This is a genomic window from Streptomyces sp. NPDC005281, from assembly GCF_040607495.1.
Lineage (GTDB): Bacteria > Actinomycetota > Actinomycetes > Streptomycetales > Streptomycetaceae > Streptomyces.
This window is the reverse complement of sequence record NZ_JBEXGX010000023.1, coordinates 23604-44803: the sequence shown is the minus strand read 5'-3', so window position 1 is coordinate 44803 and position 21200 is coordinate 23604. Positions and strand designations below refer to the sequence as shown.

Annotated in this window: 14 protein-coding genes; 9 read left to right on the top strand and 5 right to left on the bottom strand. The window is 71.0% G+C overall.

The window, feature by feature from the left end; all coding sequences use genetic code 11:
* The first annotated feature begins 304 nt into the window (after window positions 1–304).
* The 5 genes from ABZV42_RS28625 (at window position 305) to serA (ending at window position 9140) form a co-directional block, all read left to right on the top strand.
* Window positions 305–3475 (top strand): EAL domain-containing protein, encoded by a 3171-nt coding sequence (locus ABZV42_RS28625; RefSeq protein ID WP_356054211.1) that lies wholly within the window; start codon window positions 305–307, stop codon window positions 3473–3475.
* 227 nt (window positions 3476–3702) lie between these two features.
* Complete coding sequence (locus ABZV42_RS28620) at window positions 3703–5556, top strand: acetolactate synthase large subunit (RefSeq protein ID WP_355983334.1); 1854 nt, start codon at window positions 3703–3705, stop codon at window positions 5554–5556.
* 20 nt (window positions 5557–5576) lie between these two features.
* Window positions 5577–6104, top strand: coding sequence for an acetolactate synthase small subunit (ilvN, locus tag ABZV42_RS28615; RefSeq protein WP_355983332.1), 528 nt, complete (start codon window positions 5577–5579; stop codon window positions 6102–6104).
* A 135-nt stretch (window positions 6105–6239) separates the two neighbouring features.
* Window positions 6240–7241 (top strand): ketol-acid reductoisomerase, encoded by a 1002-nt coding sequence (ilvC, locus tag ABZV42_RS28610; RefSeq protein WP_355983330.1) that lies wholly within the window; start codon window positions 6240–6242, stop codon window positions 7239–7241.
* Window positions 7242–7550: 309 nt separating this feature from the next.
* Entirely contained in the window at window positions 7551–9140 is a 1590-nt protein-coding gene (gene serA, locus ABZV42_RS28605; protein WP_355983328.1) for a phosphoglycerate dehydrogenase, read from the top strand.
* Between the two features lie 82 nt (window positions 9141–9222).
* Here the strand turns inward: serA and ABZV42_RS28600 are convergent, their stop codons facing one another.
* Together ABZV42_RS28600 and ABZV42_RS28595 are read right to left on the bottom strand one after the other, a co-directional pair.
* A complete protein-coding gene (locus ABZV42_RS28600) occupies window positions 9223–12192 on the bottom strand; it encodes an AAA family ATPase (RefSeq protein WP_355983327.1) in 2970 nt (989 codons plus the stop codon).
* Between the two features lie 193 nt (window positions 12193–12385).
* Window positions 12386–13978, bottom strand: coding sequence for an MFS transporter (locus ABZV42_RS28595; RefSeq protein ID WP_355983325.1), 1593 nt, complete (start codon window positions 13976–13978; stop codon window positions 12386–12388).
* Between the two features lie 123 nt (window positions 13979–14101).
* On the opposite strand from ABZV42_RS28595, the gene ABZV42_RS28590 reads away from it, so the two are divergent.
* Complete coding sequence (locus tag ABZV42_RS28590; protein ID WP_355983323.1) at window positions 14102–14674, top strand: helix-turn-helix domain-containing protein; 573 nt, start codon at window positions 14102–14104, stop codon at window positions 14672–14674.
* A 30-nt stretch (window positions 14675–14704) separates the two neighbouring features.
* On the opposite strand, the gene ABZV42_RS28585 is transcribed toward ABZV42_RS28590, so the two are convergent.
* A complete protein-coding gene (locus ABZV42_RS28585) occupies window positions 14705–15994 on the bottom strand; it encodes a helix-turn-helix domain-containing protein (protein ID WP_355983321.1) in 1290 nt (429 codons plus the stop codon).
* Window positions 15995–16177: 183 nt separating this feature from the next.
* On the opposite strand from ABZV42_RS28585, the gene ABZV42_RS28580 reads away from it, so the two are divergent.
* Both ABZV42_RS28580 and pruA read left to right on the top strand, forming a co-directional pair.
* Entirely contained in the window at window positions 16178–17104 is a 927-nt protein-coding gene (locus ABZV42_RS28580) for a proline dehydrogenase family protein (protein WP_355983319.1), read from the top strand.
* Window positions 17105–17341: 237 nt separating this feature from the next.
* Window positions 17342–18973 (top strand): L-glutamate gamma-semialdehyde dehydrogenase, encoded by a 1632-nt coding sequence (pruA, locus tag ABZV42_RS28575; RefSeq protein WP_356054209.1) that lies wholly within the window; start codon window positions 17342–17344, stop codon window positions 18971–18973.
* Window positions 18974–19161: 188 nt separating this feature from the next.
* On the opposite strand, the gene ABZV42_RS28570 is transcribed toward pruA, so the two are convergent.
* Both ABZV42_RS28570 and ABZV42_RS28565 read right to left on the bottom strand, forming a co-directional pair.
* Window positions 19162–19368, bottom strand: a complete 207-nt coding sequence (locus ABZV42_RS28570) for a DUF5988 family protein (RefSeq protein WP_355983316.1) — start codon at window positions 19366–19368, stop codon at window positions 19162–19164.
* 51 nt (window positions 19369–19419) lie between these two features.
* Complete coding sequence (locus ABZV42_RS28565) at window positions 19420–20343, bottom strand: alpha/beta hydrolase (protein WP_356054207.1); 924 nt, start codon at window positions 20341–20343, stop codon at window positions 19420–19422.
* A gap of 228 nt (window positions 20344–20571) precedes the next feature.
* Between ABZV42_RS28565 and ABZV42_RS28560 the strand changes: the two genes are divergently transcribed.
* Window positions 20572–21114, top strand: a complete 543-nt coding sequence (locus ABZV42_RS28560; protein ID WP_355983312.1) for a GNAT family N-acetyltransferase — start codon at window positions 20572–20574, stop codon at window positions 21112–21114.
* Window positions 21115–21200: the final 86 nt, after the last annotated feature.

Genomic DNA, 21200 nt, shown 5'->3' with positions numbered 1-21200 from the left:
GGTCGTTACGGAGCGTAGAGGAACTATGTCCCTGAGTGACGAGACTGGTGTATCGTCCCGACAGGGGCTGCGCCGCGCACCGTTCGGCGCCGGGGACGGACATGAGACTGCGAGGGGGGCGACGGGCGATGCACGGCCTATGGACCGACGATCCGACGCGGCGGGGCCGCCGCCGACGACCCTGGCGCGCGGCCACGCACAGCCGCGGCAGCCATCACCACCGCAGGCACCCGGGCCGCCGCAGGCACGGGCATCCGGCGCACCGGGACCAGCGGGACCCCGGGGCGCGGACCCGGTGGGCCCGGTGAGTTCCCCGGGAGCGCTGCTGACCCGTCGGACGGTCTTCGACGGCGGGACGGGCCTGTTCTCGCAACTCGCGCTGGCCCTGCTGTGCGCGGGATACGCCGTCGGTTCCGCGCTCGACTGGGGTTCCGCGAGTCTGGCGCTGGTCATGGGCGACTTCGGGCTGAGCGTCGCCGCGGGCACCGCGGCGGTCTCCTGCTTCCTCTACGCTCGCAGCCGCCGCAGCCGTTTTCGACCCGCCTGGCTCCTGTTCGCGCTCTCCTCGGCGATGGCCTCGCTCGGAAACCTGGTCTGGGGGTGGTACGAGGTCGTCCTCGACCGTCCCGTGCCCACCCCGAGCTACGCCGATCTCTTCTTCCTCTGCTTCGCGCCGCCCGCCATCGTGGGACTTCTGGTGCTCGCCAAGCGGCCCGTCACCAAGGCGGGCTGGGTGTGTCTCGCGCTGGACGCCTGGCTGATCGGCGGATCGCTGCTCACCCTGTCCTGGAGTCTGGCCCTCGCCCAGGCCGCGAAGTTCGACGGGCCGAGCGTCGCCCACACCGCGCTGTCGCTCGCGTACCCGCTGCTGGACATCGCCCTGGTCAGCATGGTGCTCGCACTGCACTTCAGGCGCTCGTCGGTGAACAGGTCGGCGGTGAACACGGCGATCGGGGCGCTCGCCCTGACCGTGATGTGCGACGCGCTGTTCACCTCGCCCCTCCTGCACAACACCTACCACTCGGGCCAGCTCCTCGACGCGGGCTGGTTCGCCGGCTCGCTGCTCCTCGCGTACGCCCCCTGGGTCGTCACCCGGCACGGCGGCGAGAGTGAGGATCACGGCACGGGCGAGCACGGCATCGACGCGTACGGCCCGGATCTGCGCGGGCCCGACCTGCGCGAACCGGACGAGCAGGACTCTCGGGAGCACGCGCGCGTGGTGCACGAGGGCATCCCGGGACAGCGCAGGGAAGGGCAGCACGGACCCCCGGGAAGTCACGCCTCGCCCGGACCGCGGGGGACCCGTCCGCCGTACGACCGCGAGGCCCCGCGGCAGGAGCACGGGTCCCACGAGGGCCAGGGGCGGCACGAGGAGCCGGACGGCCTCCACGGGCCGCCGCACGACGGAGCCGCGCACCCGAACCCCCAGGGCCCCGGATCCGGCCGCTCCCAGGCGGCACGGCCCATCACCGGATCACTGGCCGCGCTGACGCCCTACCTGGCCGCCGCCGTCTGCACGCTGGGGATCCTCTACAACATCCTGAACGGACGCCGGGTGGACCGCGTGGTGCTGGTCACCGCCGGCCTGGTCGTGCTCGCCCTCGTCGTGCGCCAGGGCATCATGCTGCTCGACAACATCACCCTCACCCAGGAACTGGCCCAGAAGGAGAACCACTTCCGCTCCCTGGTGCAGGGGTCGAGCGACGTCATCATGATCGCCGCTCCGAACGGCATCCTGAGATACGTCAGCCCGGCCGCCGCCGGGGTCTACGGCCGGGACGCCGAGGAACTCGTCGGCTCCGAGCTGGCCTCGCTCATCCACCCCGAGGACCTCGGCTGCGTGGTCCACGAGGTGCGGCGCTTCCTCGCGGCCAGCCAGGCCGAGGAACCCACCACCCGGATCGAGTGCCGGTTCCGGTCCGGCGACGGCGGCTGGCTCAACGTGGAGTCCACCGTCAACCGGCACCACGGCGGCCTCATCTTCAACAGCCGTGACGTCACCGAACGCGTGCGGCTACAGGCGCAGTTGCAGCACAACGCCGAGCACGACCCGCTCACCGACCTGCCCAACCGCGCGCTGTTCACCCGGCGCGTCCAGCAGGCGCTGTCCGGGCGCCGCTCCACCGACCGGGGCACCGCCGTCCTGTTCATCGACCTCGACGGCTTCAAGGCCGTCAACGACACGATCGGGCACCAGGCCGGCGACGAACTGCTCGTGCAGGCAGCCCGCAGACTCCAGGACTCCGTCCGGCACGGCGACACCGCCGCCCGGCTCGGCGGGGACGAGTTCGCCGCCCTCATCGTCGGTGACGGAGGACGCGACCGCACCGCCCGTGAGCAGCAGATACTGGAACTCGCCGACCGTCTGCGCATCAGGCTCTCCCAGCCCTACTGTATCGACGGCAACGATGTCCGGGTCGCCGCGTCCATCGGCGTCGGCTTCGCCGAACCTGGCCTCGGCGCCGGTGAGCTGCTGCGCAACGCCGACCTCGCCATGTACCGTGCGAAGGCGGCCGGCAAGGGGCGCGTCGAGCTGTACGCGCCCCAGATGCAGCAGGACGTGGTCCGCAAGGCGGAACTGGCGACCCGGCTGCGCTCCGCGCTCCAGGACGGCGAGTTCGCGCTGCTGCACCAGCCCGTGGTGTCGCTGGGAAACGGCCGGATCGCGTCGGTCACCGCCCAGGCGCGCTGGCGTTCCTCCCAGGGCGTGCTCTTCACGCCCGCCGAGTTCCTGCGGGTGGCAGAGGACAGCGAGCGGACCGCCGAGCTCGGCCGCTGGATGCTCGACGAGGCCGTCGAGCAGGCCGCCGAGCGCACCGCCGCGGGGGTCGCCGTGCCCGTGACGGTCCGGATGACCGCCCGGCGTCTGGTGGACCGGTCGATGCCGCTGGGCTCCGTGGAGTCCCTGCTCACCCGGCACGGGCTCGCCTCGGGCGGCCTGATCATCGAGCTGTCCGACACCGATCCGAGGGTCCCTCTGGACGAGCTGGAGCGCCGGCTGAACGCGCTCAGACGTCTCGGTGTGCGGATCGCCCTGGACGGCTTCGGCAGCGGCTACGCGGCGATCACGGCACTGAGGCGGCTCCCCCTCGACGTACTGCGTCTCGACAGGAGTCTGGTCGAGGGAGTCGTCGAGTCCGCCCGGCTGCACAAGATCACCAGCGGGCTGCTGCGGATCGCCACCGATCTCGGTCTCCAGTCCGTGGCCGACGGGGTGGACCTTCCCGAGCAGGTCGTCGCCCTGCGCGCGATGGGGTGCACCCATGGCCAGGGCATGGCGTTCTCCGGGCCGCTGGACGAGTACCGGCTGCGCAGAGCGCTCGCCTGCGGCCGCTATCCCGTGCCCGACGGCCCCGCCGAGCCGGTGTTCGCGGGCGGGGGCGGCGCGGGGGTGTATTCGGGCGGGGTGCCCGTCGCCCTGGCAGGCGGAACGGCCCTCCGCTCACATAATGAGACTCCCGTCCCACCCACTTGACAGTCGGTGCGTGCCGGGGGGAGGGTCAATGCCATGCGCACCCGAATTCTCGTACTTGGAAAGCGCGTCGGCTGAAGCTAGGTGACCACCGGAAAGGTCCGGAACACCCAGCGACCGCACCCGGCGCGCTCCCCTCGCTTGCCTCACGGCACGAGGGGTTTTTTGTTGCACAGGCATCAGTCGTACACCGCACAAAAGTCGCAAAAACCCTCAGCATCGAGAAGAGAATGCCGATGACCGAGCAGGCCACCGGGGCCCACCATCCGCAGCCGCGGCCCCGTTCCGGAGGACAGTCCGCACCCGAGCACGTCACGGGTGCGAAGTCCCTCATCCGCTCGCTCGAGGAGGTCGGGGCCGAGATCGTATTCGGTATCCCCGGTGGGACGATCCTTCCGGCATACGACCCGATGATGGACTCGAGCAGGCTGCGCCACGTGCTCGTCCGTCATGAGCAGGGTGCGGGTCACGCGGCCACCGGCTACGCGCAGGCCACCGGCAAGGTCGGTGTCTGCATGGCCACGTCGGGTCCGGGTGCGACGAACCTGGTCACGCCGATCGCGGACGCCATGATGGACTCCGTCCCGCTGGTCGCCATCACCGGCCAGGTCGTCACCAAGGCGATCGGCACGGACGCCTTCCAGGAGGCGGACATCGTCGGCATCACGATGCCGATCACCAAGCACAGTTTCCTGGTCACCAAGCCCGAGGACATCCCGAAGGCGATCGCCGAGGCGTTCCACATCGCCTCGACCGGCCGCCCGGGCCCGGTCCTCGTGGACATCCCGAAGGACGTGCTCCAGGCCCGGACGACGTTCTCGTGGCCGCCGCAGAGCGACCTGCCGGGTTACCGCCCGGTGACCAAGCCGCACGCCAAGCAGATCCGTGAGGCCGCGAGGCTGCTCACGAACGCGAAGCGACCCGTCCTGTACGTGGGTGGCGGCGTCCTCAAGGCGCACGCCACCGCCGAGCTGAAGGTCCTCGCCGAGCTCACCGGAGCGCCCGTCACCACCACCCTGATGGCGCTCGGCGCGTTCCCCGACAGCCACACGCTGCACGTGGGAATGCCGGGCATGCACGGTTCGGTCACCGCCGTCACCGCGCTCCAGAAGGCCGACCTGATCGTCGCCCTCGGAGCCCGCTTCGACGACCGCGTCACCGGCAAGCTGGACAGCTTCGCCCCGTTCGCCAAGATCGTCCACGCCGACATCGACCCGGCGGAGATCGGCAAGAACCGCACCGCCGACGTGCCGATCGTCGGAGACGCCCGCGAGGTCATCGCCGACCTCGTCCAGGCGGTCCAGAAAGAGCACAACGAGGGCAACACCGGCGACTACACCGCCTGGTGGAGCGACCTCAACCGCTGGCGCGAGACGTACCCGCTCGGCTACGAGCAGCCCGACAACGGCCAGCTGTCACCGCAGCAGGTCATCGAGCGCATCGGACAGCTCGCCCCCAAGGGCACGATCTTCGCGGCCGGCGTCGGCCAGCACCAGATGTGGGCCGCGCACTACATCCAGTACGAGCAGCCCTCGACCTGGCTGAACTCCGGCGGCGCCGGAACGATGGGCTACGCGGTCCCGGCCGCGATGGGCGCCAAGGCCGGACAGCCGGACCGCACGGTCTGGGCGGTCGACGGCGACGGCTGCTTCCAGATGACCAACCAGGAACTCACCACCTGCGCCCTGAACAACATCCCGATCAAGGTCGCCATCATCAACAACGGCGCCCTCGGGATGGTCCGCCAGTGGCAGACCCTCTTCTACAACCAGCGCTACTCCAACACCGTGCTGCACAGCGGCCCGGACGCGGACGGCAAGCAGCCGAGCGCCGGCACCCGCGTCCCCGACTTCGTGAAGCTGTCGGAGGCCATGGGCTGCTACGCCATCCGCTGCGAGTCCCCGGACGACCTCGACAAGGTGATCGAGGAGGCGAACTCGATCAACGACCGTCCGGTCGTGGTCGACTTCATCGTCCACGAGGACGCGATGGTGTGGCCGATGGTCGCCGCCGGCACCTCCAACGACGAGGTCATGTTCGCCCGGGACGTCCGCCCCGACTTCGGCGACAACGAAGACGACTGAGAGAGAGCCGAGTCAGACCCATGAGCAAGCACACCCTCTCCGTCCTCGTCGAGAACAAGCCCGGTGTCCTCGCCCGGATCACCGCCCTGTTCTCCCGGCGCGGCTTCAACATCGACTCCCTCGCGGTCGGTGTCACCGAGCACCCCGAGATCTCCCGCATCACCATCGTGGTGAACGTGATCGAGACACTTCCGCTCGAACAGGTCACCAAGCAGCTCAACAAGCTCGTCAACGTCCTGAAGATCGTCGAGCTGGAGCCCGGTTCGGCCGTTCAGCGGGAACTCGTTCTGGTGAAGGTGCGCGCCGACAACGAGACGCGCTCCCAGATCGTCGAGATCGTTCAGCTGTTCCGCGCGAAGACCGTCGACGTCTCCCCGGAGGCCGTCACCATCGAGGCCACCGGCGGCGCCGACAAGCTGGAGGCCATGCTCAAGATGCTGGAGCCCTTCGGCATCAAGGAGCTGGTCCAGTCCGGCACGATCGCGATCGGACGCGGGGCGCGTTCGATCACCGACCGGTCGCTGCGCGCACTGGACCGGTCGGCCTAAGCCAGGAGAACACCGGTACACGGGCGGGCCGCTCACCCGGTCCGCCCGTATACCGAGACCCGAGAACTTCACTTCCCCCGCCCGCCGTACGGTGGGACGCAACACCGGAAATACCGGAAAACAAGGAGAACCCCAGTGGCCGAGCTGTTCTACGACGACGACGCCGACCTGTCCATCATCCAGGGCCGCAAGGTCGCGGTCATCGGCTACGGCAGCCAGGGCCACGCCCACGCGCTGTCGCTGCGCGACTCGGGTGTCGACGTCCGCGTGGGTCTGCACGAGGGCTCCAAGTCCAAGGCGAAGGCCGAGGAGCAGGGCCTGCGTGTGGTGACGCCGTCGGAGGCCGCGGCCGAGGCCGACGTCATCATGATCCTGGTGCCGGACCCGATCCAGTCCCAGGTCTACGAGGAGTCCATCAAGGACAACCTCAGCGACGGCGACGCGCTGTTCTTCGGCCACGGCCTGAACATCCGCTACGGCTTCATCAAGCCCCCGGCCGGCATCGACGTCTGCATGGTCGCCCCCAAGGGCCCGGGTCACCTCGTGCGCCGCCAGTACGAGGAGGGCCGCGGCGTTCCGTGTATCGCGGCCGTCGAGCAGGACGCGACCGGCGACGCCTTCGCCCTCACCCTCTCGTACGCCAAGGCCATCGGCGGCACCCGCGCCGGCGTCATCAAGACGACCTTCACCGAGGAGACCGAGACCGACCTGTTCGGTGAGCAGGCCGTCCTGTGCGGTGGCACCGCCGCCCTGGTGAAGGCCGGTTTCGAGACGCTGACCGAGGCCGGCTACCAGCCGGAGATCGCGTACTTCGAGTGCCTGCACGAGCTGAAGCTCATCGTCGACCTCATGTACGAGGGCGGCCTGGAGAAGATGCGCTGGTCCGTCTCCGAGACCGCCGAGTGGGGCGACTACATCACCGGCCCGCGCATCATCACGGACGCCACCAAGGCCGAGATGAAGCAGATCCTGGCCGAGATCCAGGACGGCACCTTCGCCCGTAACTGGATGGACGAGTACCACTCGGGCCTGAAGAAGTACAACGAGTACAAGACCCAGGACGAGAACCACCTCCTGGAGACCACCGGCAAGGAGCTGCGCAAGCTCATGTCGTGGGTCAACGACGACGAGGCGTAAGCCGTACGACGGGGGGCCGGGGCGGCATGCTCCGGTCCCTTCGTCGAACCCCGGGTAACACCGGTGTGCGCGGTGTTGTCCATCCCGTCCAGCCACGGACGGGTGATCCTTCCGCAGAGGCGCAGGACGGCCTCCGCGGCGCCACTACACTGCTGCACATCAACAACGCGTCAGGCCCACAGCGTCGTGCGTCTTCCACGCGGCTCATGCGGCCCCCAAGAAGTGCAGGCACACCCCGGGGCCGCTACAAACCCTCCACCGCCTGCGGCCGTCGGGACGGCCGTCCGCATTGGACTTGTGAGGACTCACGTGAGCTCGAAACCTGTCGTACTCATCGCTGAAGAGCTGTCGCCCGCGACCGTAGACGCCCTGGGCCCGGACTTCGAGATCCGGCACTGCAACGGCGCGGACCGCGCCGAGCTGCTGCCCGCGATCGCCGACGTCGACGCCATCCTGATCCGCTCGGCCACCAAGGTCGACGCCGAGGCCGTCGCCGCCGCGAAGAAGCTGAGGGTCGTCGCACGAGCCGGCGTCGGCCTGGACAACGTCGACGTCTCCGCCGCCACCAAGGCCGGCGTGATGGTCGTCAACGCCCCCACCTCGAACATCGTGACCGCGGCGGAGCTGGCCTGTGGCCTCCTCCTCGCCACCGCGCGCCACATCCCGCAGGCCAACACGGCGCTGAAGAACGGCGAGTGGAAGCGCAACAAGTACACCGGCGTCGAGCTCGCCGAGAAGACCCTCGGTGTCGTCGGCCTCGGCCGCATCGGCGCGCTCGTCGCGCAGCGCATGTCGGCGTTCGGCATGAAGGTCGTCGCCTACGACCCCTACGTCCAGCCCGCGCGGGCCGCGCAGATGGGCGTGAAGGTCCTGACCCTCGACGAGCTGCTCGAGGTCTCGGACTTCATCACCGTGCACCTGCCGAAGACCCCCGAGACCCTCGGTCTCATCGGTGACGAGGCGCTGCACAAGGTCAAGCCGACGGTGCGCATCGTCAACGCCGCGCGCGGCGGGATCGTCGACGAGGAGGCGCTGTACTCGGCGCTCAAGGAGGGCCGCGTCGCCGGCGCCGGCCTCGACGTGTACGCGAAGGAGCCCTGCACGGACTCCCCGCTCTTCGAGCTCGACGAAGTCGTCTGCACCCCGCACCTCGGCGCCTCCACGGACGAGGCACAGGAGAAGGCCGGCATCTCCGTCGCCCGCTCGGTGCGTCTCGCCCTCGCCGGTGAGCTCGTCCCCGACGCGGTCAACGTCCAGGGCGGTGTCATCGCCGAGGACGTCAAGCCCGGTCTGCCGCTCGCCGAGAAGCTCGGCCGCATCTTCACCGCCCTCGCGGGCGAGGTCGCGGCCCGCCTCGACGTCGAGGTGTACGGCGAGATCACCCAGCACGACGTCAAGGTGCTCGAACTCTCCGCGCTCAAGGGCGTGTTCGAGGACGTCGTCGACGAGACCGTGTCGTACGTCAACGCCCCGCTGTTCGCGCAGGAGCGCGGCGTCGAGGTCCGTCTGACCACGAGCTCGGAATCCCCCGACCACCGCAACGTGGTCACTGTGCGCGGCACGCTCACCGACGGCCAGGAGGTCTCGGTCTCCGGCACGCTGGCCGGCCCGAAGCACCTCCAGAAGATCGTCGCCGTCGGCGAGTACGACGTGGACCTCGCGCTCGCCGACCACATGGTCGTGCTGAGCTACGAGGACCGTCCCGGTGTCGTCGGCACCGTCGGCCGCATCCTCGGCGAGTCCGGCATCAACATCGGGGGCATGCAGGTCGCCCGCGCGGCCGTCGGTGGCGAGGCTCTCGCGGTCCTCACCGTCGACGACACCGTGTCGCAGAACGTCCTCACCGAGCTCTCCGCCGAGATCGGCGCGACGTCGGCGCGGTCGGTCAACCTGGTCTGAGGGCCGTCCACGACGGCTTCCCGTACGACGGCCGAGGGCCGGGACACCAGTCGGTGTCCCGGCCCTCGGCCGTTTCGGCCCATTACGCGGACGGTGTCGTCTCCGGTTCGATCAGGCCCTCGCGATAGGCGATGGCGACGGCCTCGGTGCGGCTCGCGGCCCCCAGCTTGGCGAGGATGTTGGAGACATGGACGCTCGCCGTCTTGCCGCTGATGAACAGCTCCTCGCCGATCTGGCGGTTGGTGCGCCCACGGCCGAGCAGCCGCAGCACATCGCTCTCCCGGGCGGTCAGCGCGGCGATGCGTGGGGCGGCCGGTGACTCGGCGAGGCGCCCGCGCCGCAGAAGCGCGTCCAGGGCCTCGCGCAGCGGCGCCGCGCCGAGGCCCACGGCGGTGTCGTGGGCCGCGCGGGCCTGTTCGGCGGCCTCCGCGCGGCGGCCCGCCGCGAGCAGCGCCTCGGCGAACCGCCGTCTGCTCCTGGCCAGTTCGTACGGATCGCCGTAGCCGAACGCCGTCACGGCCCGCTCCCAGGCCGCCACGTCAGGACCGGTGCGGGCGCGCAGTCCCTCCGCCTCGGCACGGGCGAGCCAGGCCAGGCCCTCGGGTCCGTGCTCGCCGCCCTTCCCGCCCTGGGCCGCCGTGGACCTGGCCAGCTCCACCAGTTCGGCCGCGGTGTCCGCCCAGCGGCCGGCGCCCGCCGCGTCACCGGAACGGCGTGCCTCCTCGGCCGCGTCGGCGACCGCCGACAGCGCGAGGGCGGCGAGCCGCACCACGACGGGCGGCGGGCCGGTCCCGGAGGCGTCCGTGAGGGCCTCGGCCGCGGTGCGCACCCGCCGTACGGACTCCTCGGCGTCGCCGCCGTGGGCCGCCGCGTCGATCAGCACGATGCTCGCGACGAGCGTCGACATCCAGTCGAACGGCCGGTCCAGCAGCGCGCGGGCTCCGGTGACGGCCGCCTCGTGCTCGCCGCGGGCGAGCGCGACGTACAGGGCGGGCCCCGTCGCGAACCCGGCCGCCGCCGGGAGCACTTCGGCGTCGTCGGCGGCCGCTCGCGCGCAGGCGTCCCAGCTGCCCATCGTGTAGAAAACCAGCGACTGGAGGTAACGCAGTTCCAGGGCGTACGGCGAGGAGAGGAGACCGGAGCGGCGGGCGCGGTCCACGCCGTCGCCGAGCCAGGTCAGGCACTCCTGGAGGTCACCGGATTCGTAGCACCCGATGGCCAGGTTGAACAGCGCCCGCATCTCGACCGGGAAGTTCCCCGCGTCGTGGGCCAGTTCACGGGCCCGGCGCAGACGCTCGCGGCCCTTCGGGGTGCGCCGGTTGTCCGCCTCCATGCCGACCAGCGAGATGGTCAGGTCGGCCTGGGCATCGGCGAGCCGGAGCTGTTCGGCGGTGGCGAGCGCCTGCCGGGCGACCCGCTCGGCGTCCTCGGCCCGCCCCACATGGCGGGCCGCCATGACATGGGTGGCCGCCGCCCACACCCAGGTGCGGGAGGGTGGTTCGGCGGGGATCAGCGCGAGCGCCTCGCTGCTGTAGGCGAACGCGTCCTTCAGGCTGTCGATCCGCATCAGGTTGCCCGCGAGGGTGTAGCGGACCCGGGCGGCGAGTTCGGAGTCGGCGTCCGCGCCGACCCTGGCGAGGGCGTCACGGGTGAGGTGGACCGCGCGATGCATCTCCCCGGCGCTCGCGGCGGCCGCCGAGGCACGCAGCGTGAGGGCGACCGTGCCCCCGTCGGGGCGGGCGCCGGCGTCCACCGCGGGCCACAGTTCGAGCGCGGCCTCCAGATGGCGCAGCTCCTCGGCGGGCGCGCCGACGCACTGGGCGTGATCGGCCGCTTCGAGGGAGGCGGTGAGCGCGTCGGGCAGGTCGTGGCTCTCGCGTGAGTGGTGGGCGCGCTCGGCCGCGTTCTTCGCCGAACGGGCCTGCCCCGCGAGGAGTTTGGCGAACTGGCTGTGCAGCCGCACCCGTTCGCCTGGCAGCAGGTCCGCGTACACGGCCTCGCGGGTGAGCGCGTGACGGAACGAGTACGTCGCTCGGTCGCCCGGCACCAGCAGTTGGTGGCCGACGGCCTCGCGCAGCGCCGACTCCAGCTCGTCCTCGGGGAGTTGTACGGCTCCACGCAGCAGTTCGTGCTCGACGCGGCGCCCCGCGACGGCCGCCGTGCGCAGCACCTGCTGGGCGGTGTCGGAGAGTTGCTCGATGCGGATGAGCAGCACGTCGGCGAGCCCGCTGGGCATGGCGGGGGAGAGGGAGGCGTCGTCACCGGGCAGCGCGGCGAGCAGTTCCTCGGCGTAGAAGGCGTTGCCCTCGGCGCGCTCGACGATGCTCCGGACCGTGCTGTCGGAGACCGGGCCGGTGCGCAGCGCGCGCACGAGCCGGGCCACGTCCGCGTCCGCCATGGGCCGCAGCTCCAGCCGGTCGACGGCGGGCAGCCGGATCAGCTCGGCGAGCAGGGGGCGCAGCGGGTGACGGCGGTGCAGGTCGTCCGCGCGGTACGAGGCGAAGACCGCGAGCCGCCGGGCGGGGCCGCCGGCCGCGGGCCGCTGGAGCACGCCCCGGCTGAGCAGGAAGCGGAGCAGGTCGCGGGAGGACTGGTCCGCCCAGTGGAGGTCTTCGAGGATCAGCAGGAGCGGGGTGATGTCGGACAGGTCGGCGAGGAGACCCGCGACGGCCTCGAAGAGCCGGAGCCGGCCACCGGGGTCGAGTGCGCCGCCGGCCCCCGGACCGGAGCCGGTCAGCCGGTCCACCGCCGGGTGGGCGGCGAACGCCGGGGCGAGGCGTTCGTCGGCGGCCGCCGCGCCCAGGATCTCCGTGAACGGGAGGTAGGGCAGGCCCACGTCGCCGAGGTCCACGCAGTGCCCGGTCAGGACCGTCGTCCCGGAGCCTGCCGCGTGCGCCGCGGCCTCGGTGAGCGTGCGGGTCTTGCCGACGCCGGCGTCCCCGGCCACCAGGACCGCGCGCGGCTCGCCGCCCCTGGCGCGCTCCAGCACGCCGGTGAGCCGGGAGAGTTCGTCTCCGCGGCCGATGAACGGCGTACCGAATGTCTGTGTCACCCGTCCATCCTGGCACGCCCCGCCGACAACTCCCCGGCGTCGCCGCCCTGGTCGGGAACCCGGCCCCCGGGCCCGCGCCGAGGACGGCCCCGCGCAGGCCGAAGCCGCGCATGCCGAAGCCGGGCGGGCCGGAGTGCTCCGGCCCGCCCGGCGGACGGGCGTCAGGGTCGTCGGCCGCCCGGTGGGCGGGCTGTCAGGCTGTTCGCGTGCTCGGTGCCGCCACGTCGAGCGGCTCGGCGGTTCCGGCGTCGAGGGTGTCGCCGTTCTCGCGCACCGTCACCCTGCGCAGGCTCGCCGCGGCGAGGACGGCGGCGCCCAGCAGCAGGACCGCACCGGCGACGGCCGCCGCCTGCATGCCGTGGGTGAAGGACTCCCGTGCGGCGGCGGCCACGGCCCGTCCGGCGTCGCCCGGCAGTCGTCCGGCCACGGCCAGCGCGCCGCCCAGGGTCTCGTGGGCCGCGGCCGGGACCCCGGCGGGGATGTCGTGGCGGTAGACCGCCGTGCCGATCGAGCCCAGGACCGCCATGCCGAGGGCACCGCCGAACTCGGCCCCGGTCTCCAGCAGTGAGGAGGCGGCGCCCGCGTTGGCGACGGGCACCGTGCCGAGGGCCAGGTCCATCATCTGCGACATCACGGTGACGATCCCGGAGGCCAGGACACCCGCGCCGGCCAGCACGAGCCACAGGGAGTCGGTGCCGGCGAGTGCAAGGAGTCCGTATCCGCAGGCGGCGGTGACGAATCCGCCGGAGACGACGTGGGCGCGGTGGACGCCCTTGGCCACGAGCTGTGCGGAGAGCGGCGCGGCCGCACCGACCAGGACGGTGGGAAGCAGGGACCACAGGGCGGCGGTCATGGAGCTCTTGCCGAGCACCGACTGGAGGTACTGGGTGGTGAAGTACGCCGAGCCCATCATGCCGAAGGACGAGATCAGGTTGAGGACGACGGCGGGCGCGAAGCCACGGCCGCGGAACAGCGCGGGGGAGATCAGCGGGGACTTCGCGGTGCGCTGACGGTGGACGAACAGTGCGGCGAAGACCAGGCCGACGAGTACCGAGGCCACGTACTCGGTCCTCCAGCCCTCGGCCGGGATCTCCTTGACGCCGTAGATCACCGGCAGTACGGCGGCCATCGACAGGGGAACGCTCGGCAGGTCGAAGCGGCCCGGCTCCGGGTTCCTGGACTCGGGCAGCAGGAACGGGCCGAGGCCCAGCAGCAGTGCCATCGCGGGCAGGTTGACCAGGAAGACCGAGCCCCACCAGAAGTACTGGACGAGGACACCGCTCATCACCGAACCGAGCGCGACCCCGCCGGTCATGACGCCGGACCACAGGCCGATCGCCTTCGCGCGCTGTCCGGGGTCCGTGAACATCGTGCGGATGATCGCCATCGTCGACGGCATCAGGGTCGCGCCGCCGACGCCGAGGAGGGCGCGGGCCGCGATCAGCATCTCGGCGCTGTTCGCGTAGGCGGCCAGTACCGAGGCGGTGCCGAAGGCGGCGGCGCCGAACAGGAGCAGCTTGCGGCGCCCTATGCGGTCGCCGAGCGAGCCCATCGTCATCAGCAGGCCGGCGAGCACGAACGCGTAGATGTCGAAGATCCACAGCTGCTGGGTGCCGCTCGGCTCCAGGTCGGCGCTGATCGAGGGGATCGCGAAGTAGAGGACGGAGACGTCCATCGAGACCAGGAGCAGCGGAAGCATCAGGACGCCGAGGGCGGTCCATTCGCGGCGGCCGGCCGGAGCGCCGGGGGCACCGGAGGCGGGAGTCGTGCTCGTCGGGTTCGTCATGGCAGGGACTGTACGGACGTCTTAAACGCTTGTCTAGTACGCACGTATAATACATTCGTTTCACACGGTTGTCCTTGACGCACGTATGGGACGCTTGTCTGAATCGGGGGTAGGGTGGCCGGCATGGGACACCGTGAGGATCTGCTCGAAGGCGCCAAGCGCTGCCTGCTGGAGAAGGGCTTCGCGCGCACCACGGCGCGGGACATCGTCAAGGAGTCGGGGACGAACCTGGCGTCCATCGGCTACCACTACGGATCGAAGGACGCGCTGCTCGCGCAGGCCTACATCTCGCTGGTGGAAGCCACACCCTTCGAAGGGGACGGGGGTGCCGGGATCGAAGCCGCGCCCGGCTCGCTGGAGCGGTTCCGCGAGGTGTGGTCCAACATCGCCGAGTCGATGCGGCAGCCCGGGTCGATGTGGCGGCTGGGCATCGAGGTCATCACCATCGAACTGCCCGAGGTGCGCGAGCATCTGGCCCGGGCCCAGCTGGAGGGCGGCCGGGGACTCGTCGCACTCCTCATGGGCGTGCCGGAGGAGGAGGTGTCCGACGAGAGGGCGGACACGCTCGGCCGCTTCTACATGACGCTGATGTCGGGCCTCATCGCGCAGTGGACCTTCGATCCGAGGACGGCTCCCGACGGGGACGTGCTGACGGAGGGGCTGCGGCAGATCATCGAGGCCGCGACCAGGACCTGACGCCTCCGCCGTGTGCCGGGGCCGCGGTCGTCACAGCCGCGCACCCTTCAGCGCCATGTGCAGCAGCAGCCGGTCCTCGCCGTCGTCCAGGTCGAGGCCGGTCAGTTGCTCCACCCGGGAAAGGCGGTAGTAGAGCGTCTGGCGGTGGATGCCCAACTCGGCTGCCGTACGCCCGGCCTGACCCGCCCGGTCCAGGAACACCTCGGCCGTACGCGCGAGTTCACGGTGGGCGGTGCCCAACAGGGCGCTCACGGCCGGGTCGTGGGCCGCGTCCGGCGGCAGCGCGGTGAGCAGCCGGAACGGGCCGATCGCACCCCATTCGGCGACCGGACCGAGCCGGGGCTCCGCCAGCACCGCACGCGCGGCCGCGGCCGCCTCGCGCCAGGCCGCGCCCAGCTCCCCGAGCCCCTCCCGGGCCCCGGCGACCCCGGCGGCCGTCGCCCCTCCGGGACCGCCGCCGGGGGAGGAGGACCCCCGGCCGCCGGCGGAGGCTCCTCCCTGACCGCCGGCGGAGGTGGCTCCCTGGCCCCCGCCGCCGGGGGCGGCACCCCCGGCGCGGACGCCCGCGGCCTCCCGCACGAACCGGCCGGCCGCCGTCAGCGCCGGAGTCAGGACGTCCGGCGAGCGCAGCCGGACCAGCAGGGCCAGGCTCTGGGCCGTGGTGCCCCACGGAATGGTGCACAGCGCGGTCGTCCCCGGCACCGTACGGGCGGAGGGCGCGTCGTCCGGGTCGGCCGAGGGCCACGGAGCCACGCACACCACCGTGTGCAGGCCCTCGCCGCGCGGGCCGAGCGCCGTGCGCAGCTCGGCCACCGCCATGTCCAGCTGCCATCCCCGCTCGGCGGTCAGGACCGCCCGCAGCTCGCGGGTGAGATCGGCGCCGGCCTGCGCCTCGTCCGCGAGCAGTGCGCCGATGCGCGAGGCCACCTGCATGGCACCGGCCAGCTGGGCGTCGGTGGGACCGGGGTCGTCGTCCAGCAGCCAGACATAGCCGAGGACGACGCTCCGATGACGTACGGGCAGACAGATCCGCCCTCGGTACACCCCGGCCTCGGGGGTCGGCGGGATGCGGACGGGTCCGGTCGCCCTGGTGATGCCGAAGCCCTCGAACCAGGTGCGGACCGTGGTGGTGGAACGCCCGGTGAGGATCGAGCGGGTGCGCACGGGGTCCAGGGCGGACGGGTCGAGGTCGCCCTCGCTGTCGTACGCGCCGAAGGCGATCAGCTCGAAATCGCGGTTCTCCAGCGTCGCCGGGACGCCGAGGAGCGCCGAGATCTCGTCGACCAGCTCTTGGTAGTCGCCTCTGTGTTCACCGCTCACCCCGGCATTCTCGCGCATTTCCGCGAGCCCTTCATACATATGTCTGAGATCCGGGGCAGGGATGCGTGACAGCTGTCGATGGCCCAGGATCGGAGATATCCCTAGGTTTCACGGTGGTTCTCCGTGCCGTACCCGAATCGTCGGGACTCGGCCTCCTGCTCACTTTCGTTGTGGAGGTGCCCCGTGCTGGGTCCCGTGATTCTCGCCGCCTCGCGCAGCGACAAGATGCGCCGTCTGATCTCGGCCGCCCCGGTGACCAAGCCGGTCGTCGACCGCTTCATCCCCGGTGAGACCGTCGACCAGGTCGTCCCGATCATCAAGGACCTCGCGGGCAAGGGCCTCGAGGTCACGATGGACGTCGTCGGCGAGGACATCACGACGCCCGAGCAGTCGTACGCCGCCCGTGACGCGTACCTGGAGCTGATCGGCCGCCTCAAGGAGCTCGGCCTCGGCACCAAGGCCGAGATGTCGGTCAAGCTGTCGATGTTCGGCCAGGCCCTGGAGGGCGGCCACGAGCTGGCCCTCGCCAACGTCCGCCCGGTCGTCGAGGCCGCCGCCGCCATCGGCACCACCGTCACGCTGGACGCCGAGGACCACACCACCCTCGACTCGATGTTCGCGATCCACGAGGAGCTGCGGAAGGACTTCCCGCAGACCGGCTGTGTGATCCAGGCCTACCTGTTCCGCACCGAGTCCGACGCCCGCCGCCTCGCCGAGAGCGGCAGCCGCGTCCGCCTGGTGAAGGGCGCCTACAAGGAGCCCGCCGAGGTCGCGTACCAGCAGAAGGCCGAGACCGACAAGGCGTACGTCCGCATCCTGAAGATCCTGATGGAGGGCGAGGGCTACCCGATGATCGGGTCCCACGACCCGCGCCTCATCTCGATCGCCCAGGAGCTGGCGCGGACCGCCGGGCGCAAGCTGGACGAGTACGAGTTCCAGATGCTGTACGGCATCCGCAGCGACGAGCACGTGCGGCTCGCCGCCGAGGGCCACCGCATGCGCGTCTACACCGCGTACGGCACCGACTGGTACGGCTACTTCATGCGCCGCCTCGCGGAGAAGCCGGCCAACCTGCTCTTCTTCGCGCGCTCGATCCTGACCAAGGGCTGAGGGTAGCTGTCGGCATCCGGGCAAGGCCTGGACAACGGCAGCCACCAACCGTCGGCCGGTTGAGCCGACCCGGTTCCGGAAGGAGTTACGGAACTTGTGACTCCGCCCCGGTGAGGGCTTCTCACCTGCTCGCCGCGGCGAGCTCGTGACGGTCAAGCCCTGACCGCCGACCAACTTACGTGCATGACTTCGGTTCTCCCGGCTGAAGTCAGTGATTCATTCGGAAGAGGTAGCGTCATGGACGCAGTGACCCAGGTCCCCACCCCCGTCAACGAGCCGGTGCACGGCTACGCCCCCGGCTCGCCGGAGCGCGTCCGGCTGGAGGCCAAGCTCAAGGAGCTGGCCGAGAACCCGATCGACCTGCCGATGACCATCGGCGGCGAGCGGCGCATGGGCGGCGGCGCCCGGTTCGACGTCGTGCAGCCGCACAACCACAAGGCGCGCATCGGCACCTACGCCAACGCCACGCAGGCTGACGCCCAGGACGCCGTGGACGCGGCCCTCGCGGCCGCTCCGGCCTGGCGCGCGATGGCCTTCGACGACCGCGCCGCGATCATCCTGCGCGCCGCCGAGCTGCTGGCCGGTCCCTGGCGCGAGACGCTGGCCGCCTCCACCATGCTCGGCCAGTCGAAGACCGCCCAGCAGGCCGAGATCGACACCCCCTGCGAGCTCGTCGACTTCTGGCGCTTCAACGTCCACTACGCCCGCCAGATCCTCGCCGAGCAGCCGCCGGCGAACTCCCCGGGCGTGTGGAACCGCATGGACCACCGTCCGCTGGAGGGCTTCGTCTACGCGATCACGCCCTTCAACTTCACGGCGATCGCGGGCAACCTGCCCACCGCTCCGGTGCTCATGGGCAACGTCGTCGTGTGGAAGCCGTCCCCGACGCAGACCCACGCCGCCGTGCTGCTGATGCAGCTCCTGGAGGAGGCGGGCCTGCCCAAGGGTGTCATCAACCTCGTCACCGGTGACGGCATCGAGGTCTCCAAGGTCGCCCTGGAGCACCGCGACCTCGCCGGCATCCACTTCACCGGCTCGACCAAGACCTTCCAGTACCTGTGGAAGACGGTCGGCAACAACATCGAGAAGTACCGCTCGTACCCGCGTCTGGTCGGCGAGACCGGCGGCAAGGACTTCGTGGTCGCCCACCCGTCGGCGGACCGCGCGATCCTCAAGACCGCCCTGACCCGTGGTTCCTTCGAGTACCAGGGCCAGAAGTGCTCGGCGAGCTCCCGCGCCTACATCCCGGCCTCCATCTGGAACTCCGGTTTCAAGGAGGACTTCGCGGCCGAGGTCGACTACCTGACCATGGGTGACGTCACCGACCTGTCGAACTTCATGGGCGCGGTCATCGACGAGCGGTCCTTCGCCAAGAACAAGGCGGCCATCGACCGCGCGAAGGCCGACCCGACCTGCACGATCGTCGCGGGCGGCTCGTACGACGACTCCGTCGGCTACTTCGTGCGCCCGACCGTCGTCGAGTGCTCGGACCCGGAGAACGAGGTCTTCACGACCGAGTACTTCGGCCCCTTCCTCGCCGTGCACGTCTACGAGGACGACAAGTACGACGAGATGCTGACCCAGATGGAGTCGGCGTCCGACTACGCGCTCACCGGCGCGGTCATCTCCGGCGACCGCGCGGCGGCCGCGTACACGATGGAGAAGCTCCGCTACGCGGCGGGCAACTTCTACATCAACGACAAGTCGACCGGCGCCGTCGTCGGCCAGCAGCCCTTCGGCGGCGGCCGTGCCTCCGGCACCAACGACAAGGCGGGCGCCCCGCAGAACCTGATGCGCTGGACGCTGACCCGCGCCATCAAGGAGACGCTGGTCCCGCCGACCGACTACGGCTACCCGCACATGGGCTGACAGCCGATCGCGGATGCCGGCCCCCGGGCCGGCAGCCCGTCACCCACTCCGCCCCCGCCCCACGGTCTCCCCCGTCCGTGGAGCGGGGGCGGTTTCCATGTCGCCGGCCGCACGGGCGGGTGCCGAGCGTGAGGCGGTGACGGCGGCGTCGCGGTGACCCGCCGTCCCGCGCCGCGGTGGGCGCGGCGCTATCCGGGGAACTCCGTCCGTTCCCACCACTCGTACACGGGCAGCCTGCCTTCAGGCGAGTCCGCGTGACGCGGGGTCGCCCTGAAGTGTTCGTATCCACCACGCAACTCGATCTTCACCTCCGATCCGGGGGCCGGGACGGGGACGATCCGTTCGGGCAGGTCGTCCGGGCCGCCCTCAAGCAGTGCTCTGGTCGCGTCGCTCATGACGTCACCGTTCCCTGTGCCGGAGCCCGATGTGGCACGCCTGGCGGAGGATCAGTCGTGCGGGTGATCCGCTTCCCGGCCGTCGGCCGTCGGATTCCGGTCGAGGAAGTCCCCGATGAGGACCGCGATCTGCGTCGCGTGCGTCTCCAGGGCGAAGTGCCCCGTGGGGAGCAGATGGATCTCCGCGTCCGGGAGGTCGCGGCGGAAGGCGAGGGCGCCCTCCGGGACGAAGATCTCGTCGTTGCCGCCCCAGACCGCCAGGAGCGGGACCCGGCTGGTGCGGAAGTACTCCTGGAAGGCCGGGTAGAGCGCGAAGTTGGAGCCGTAGTCGGAGATCAGGTCGAGCTGGATCTCCGGCTGGCCAGCGCGGGCCATCAGGGCCGTGTCGTGCTCGTAGGCGTCGGGGCTGACCAGGGTCGGGTCCGGCACGCCGGTCAGGTACTGCCACCGGATGCCGTCCGGGCCGCTGATCGCGCGGACCGGCGCCTCCGTCTCGGGCGTGCGTTCCGCGATCAGCGCCAGCACCGGCGCCCAGGCGTCGGCGCCCAGCCCCTCCTCGTACGCGTTGCCGTTCTGCGTGATGATCGCGGTCACCCGCTCCGGGTGCGTGAGCGCCAGGCGCAGACCGATCGGGGCGCCGTAGTCCTGGATGTAGAGCGCGTACTCCTTGAGACCGAGCTGTTCGGTGAACTCTCCGGTGATCTCGGCCAGCCGGTCGAAGGTGTACGGAAAGTCGCCGGCCGCCGGGGCGTCCGAGCGGCCGAAGCCGAGGTGGTCGGGGGCGATCAGGTGATAGCGGTCGGCAAGCAGCGGCAGCAGGTCCCGGAACATGTGCGAGCTGGTCGGGAAGCCGTGGAGCAGGAGCAGGACGGGGGCATCCGCCGGGCCCGCCTCGCGGTAGGCGATCAAGTGGCCGCCGACGGTCGTGGTGCGGTGATGGACCGACTGGCCGTGGTGGACCGGGTGGCTGCTCATGATCGGATCCCCTAACCCCTGAATGCCTTCTTGATGGTGAGAACAGTCCACCATGTGCATGTCTAACCGGTCAATACGTTTTTAGAGGTTAGACTGGTCGAGGGTTGGGTTCCGGAGGTCGAGGGTTGGGTTCCGCGAGGTGTCCGATGCCCGCGCGGGTAGCCGTCGCCTGCCGGTGGGTGGGGTGAAAGGGCTGGGATTCCCGGCCCGCGTGTGAATACTGACCGCATGGCCACCCGACTGTGGATCGCCCATACGGCGGATCTCGAGCCCGCCGAACTCCGCGCCGCCCGCGCCCTGTTGGAGGACGCCTTCGACGGGGACTTCAGGGACGAGGACTGGGATCACGCGCTCGGGGGCCTGCATGTCCTGGTCCGTGACGGCCGGGGCCTCGTGGCGCACGGCTCGGTGGTCCAGCGCCGCGTCCTGCACCGCGGACGCTCACTGCGGGTGGGATACGTGGAGGCGGTCGGGGTGCGCGCCGACGTGCGCCGCGCGGGGCTCGGCGGACGGGTGATGGCCGAGCTGGAACGGATCATCGAGGGCGCTTACGGGCTCGGCGCGCTCTCCGCGAGCGAGGACGGGGCGGCCCTCTACGCGGCGCGGGGCTGGCGGCTCTGGCCGGGCCACGTGTGTGTGCTCACGCCGGACGGAACCGTGCGGCTGCCCGACGAGGAGGGCACCACCTTCGTCCGTCCCGACGCCGCCCGCGGCCCTCTCGATCCCGCGCACGCGCTGGTCTTCGACTGGCGCGAGGGTGACGTGCTCTGACCGAAGTCGCAGGTCGCGGCGGTGTGACGTAATCCGCCGTCTCAGATAGTAGGAAGTCCGAGTAATTGTGGAGACAGATGCCGGGT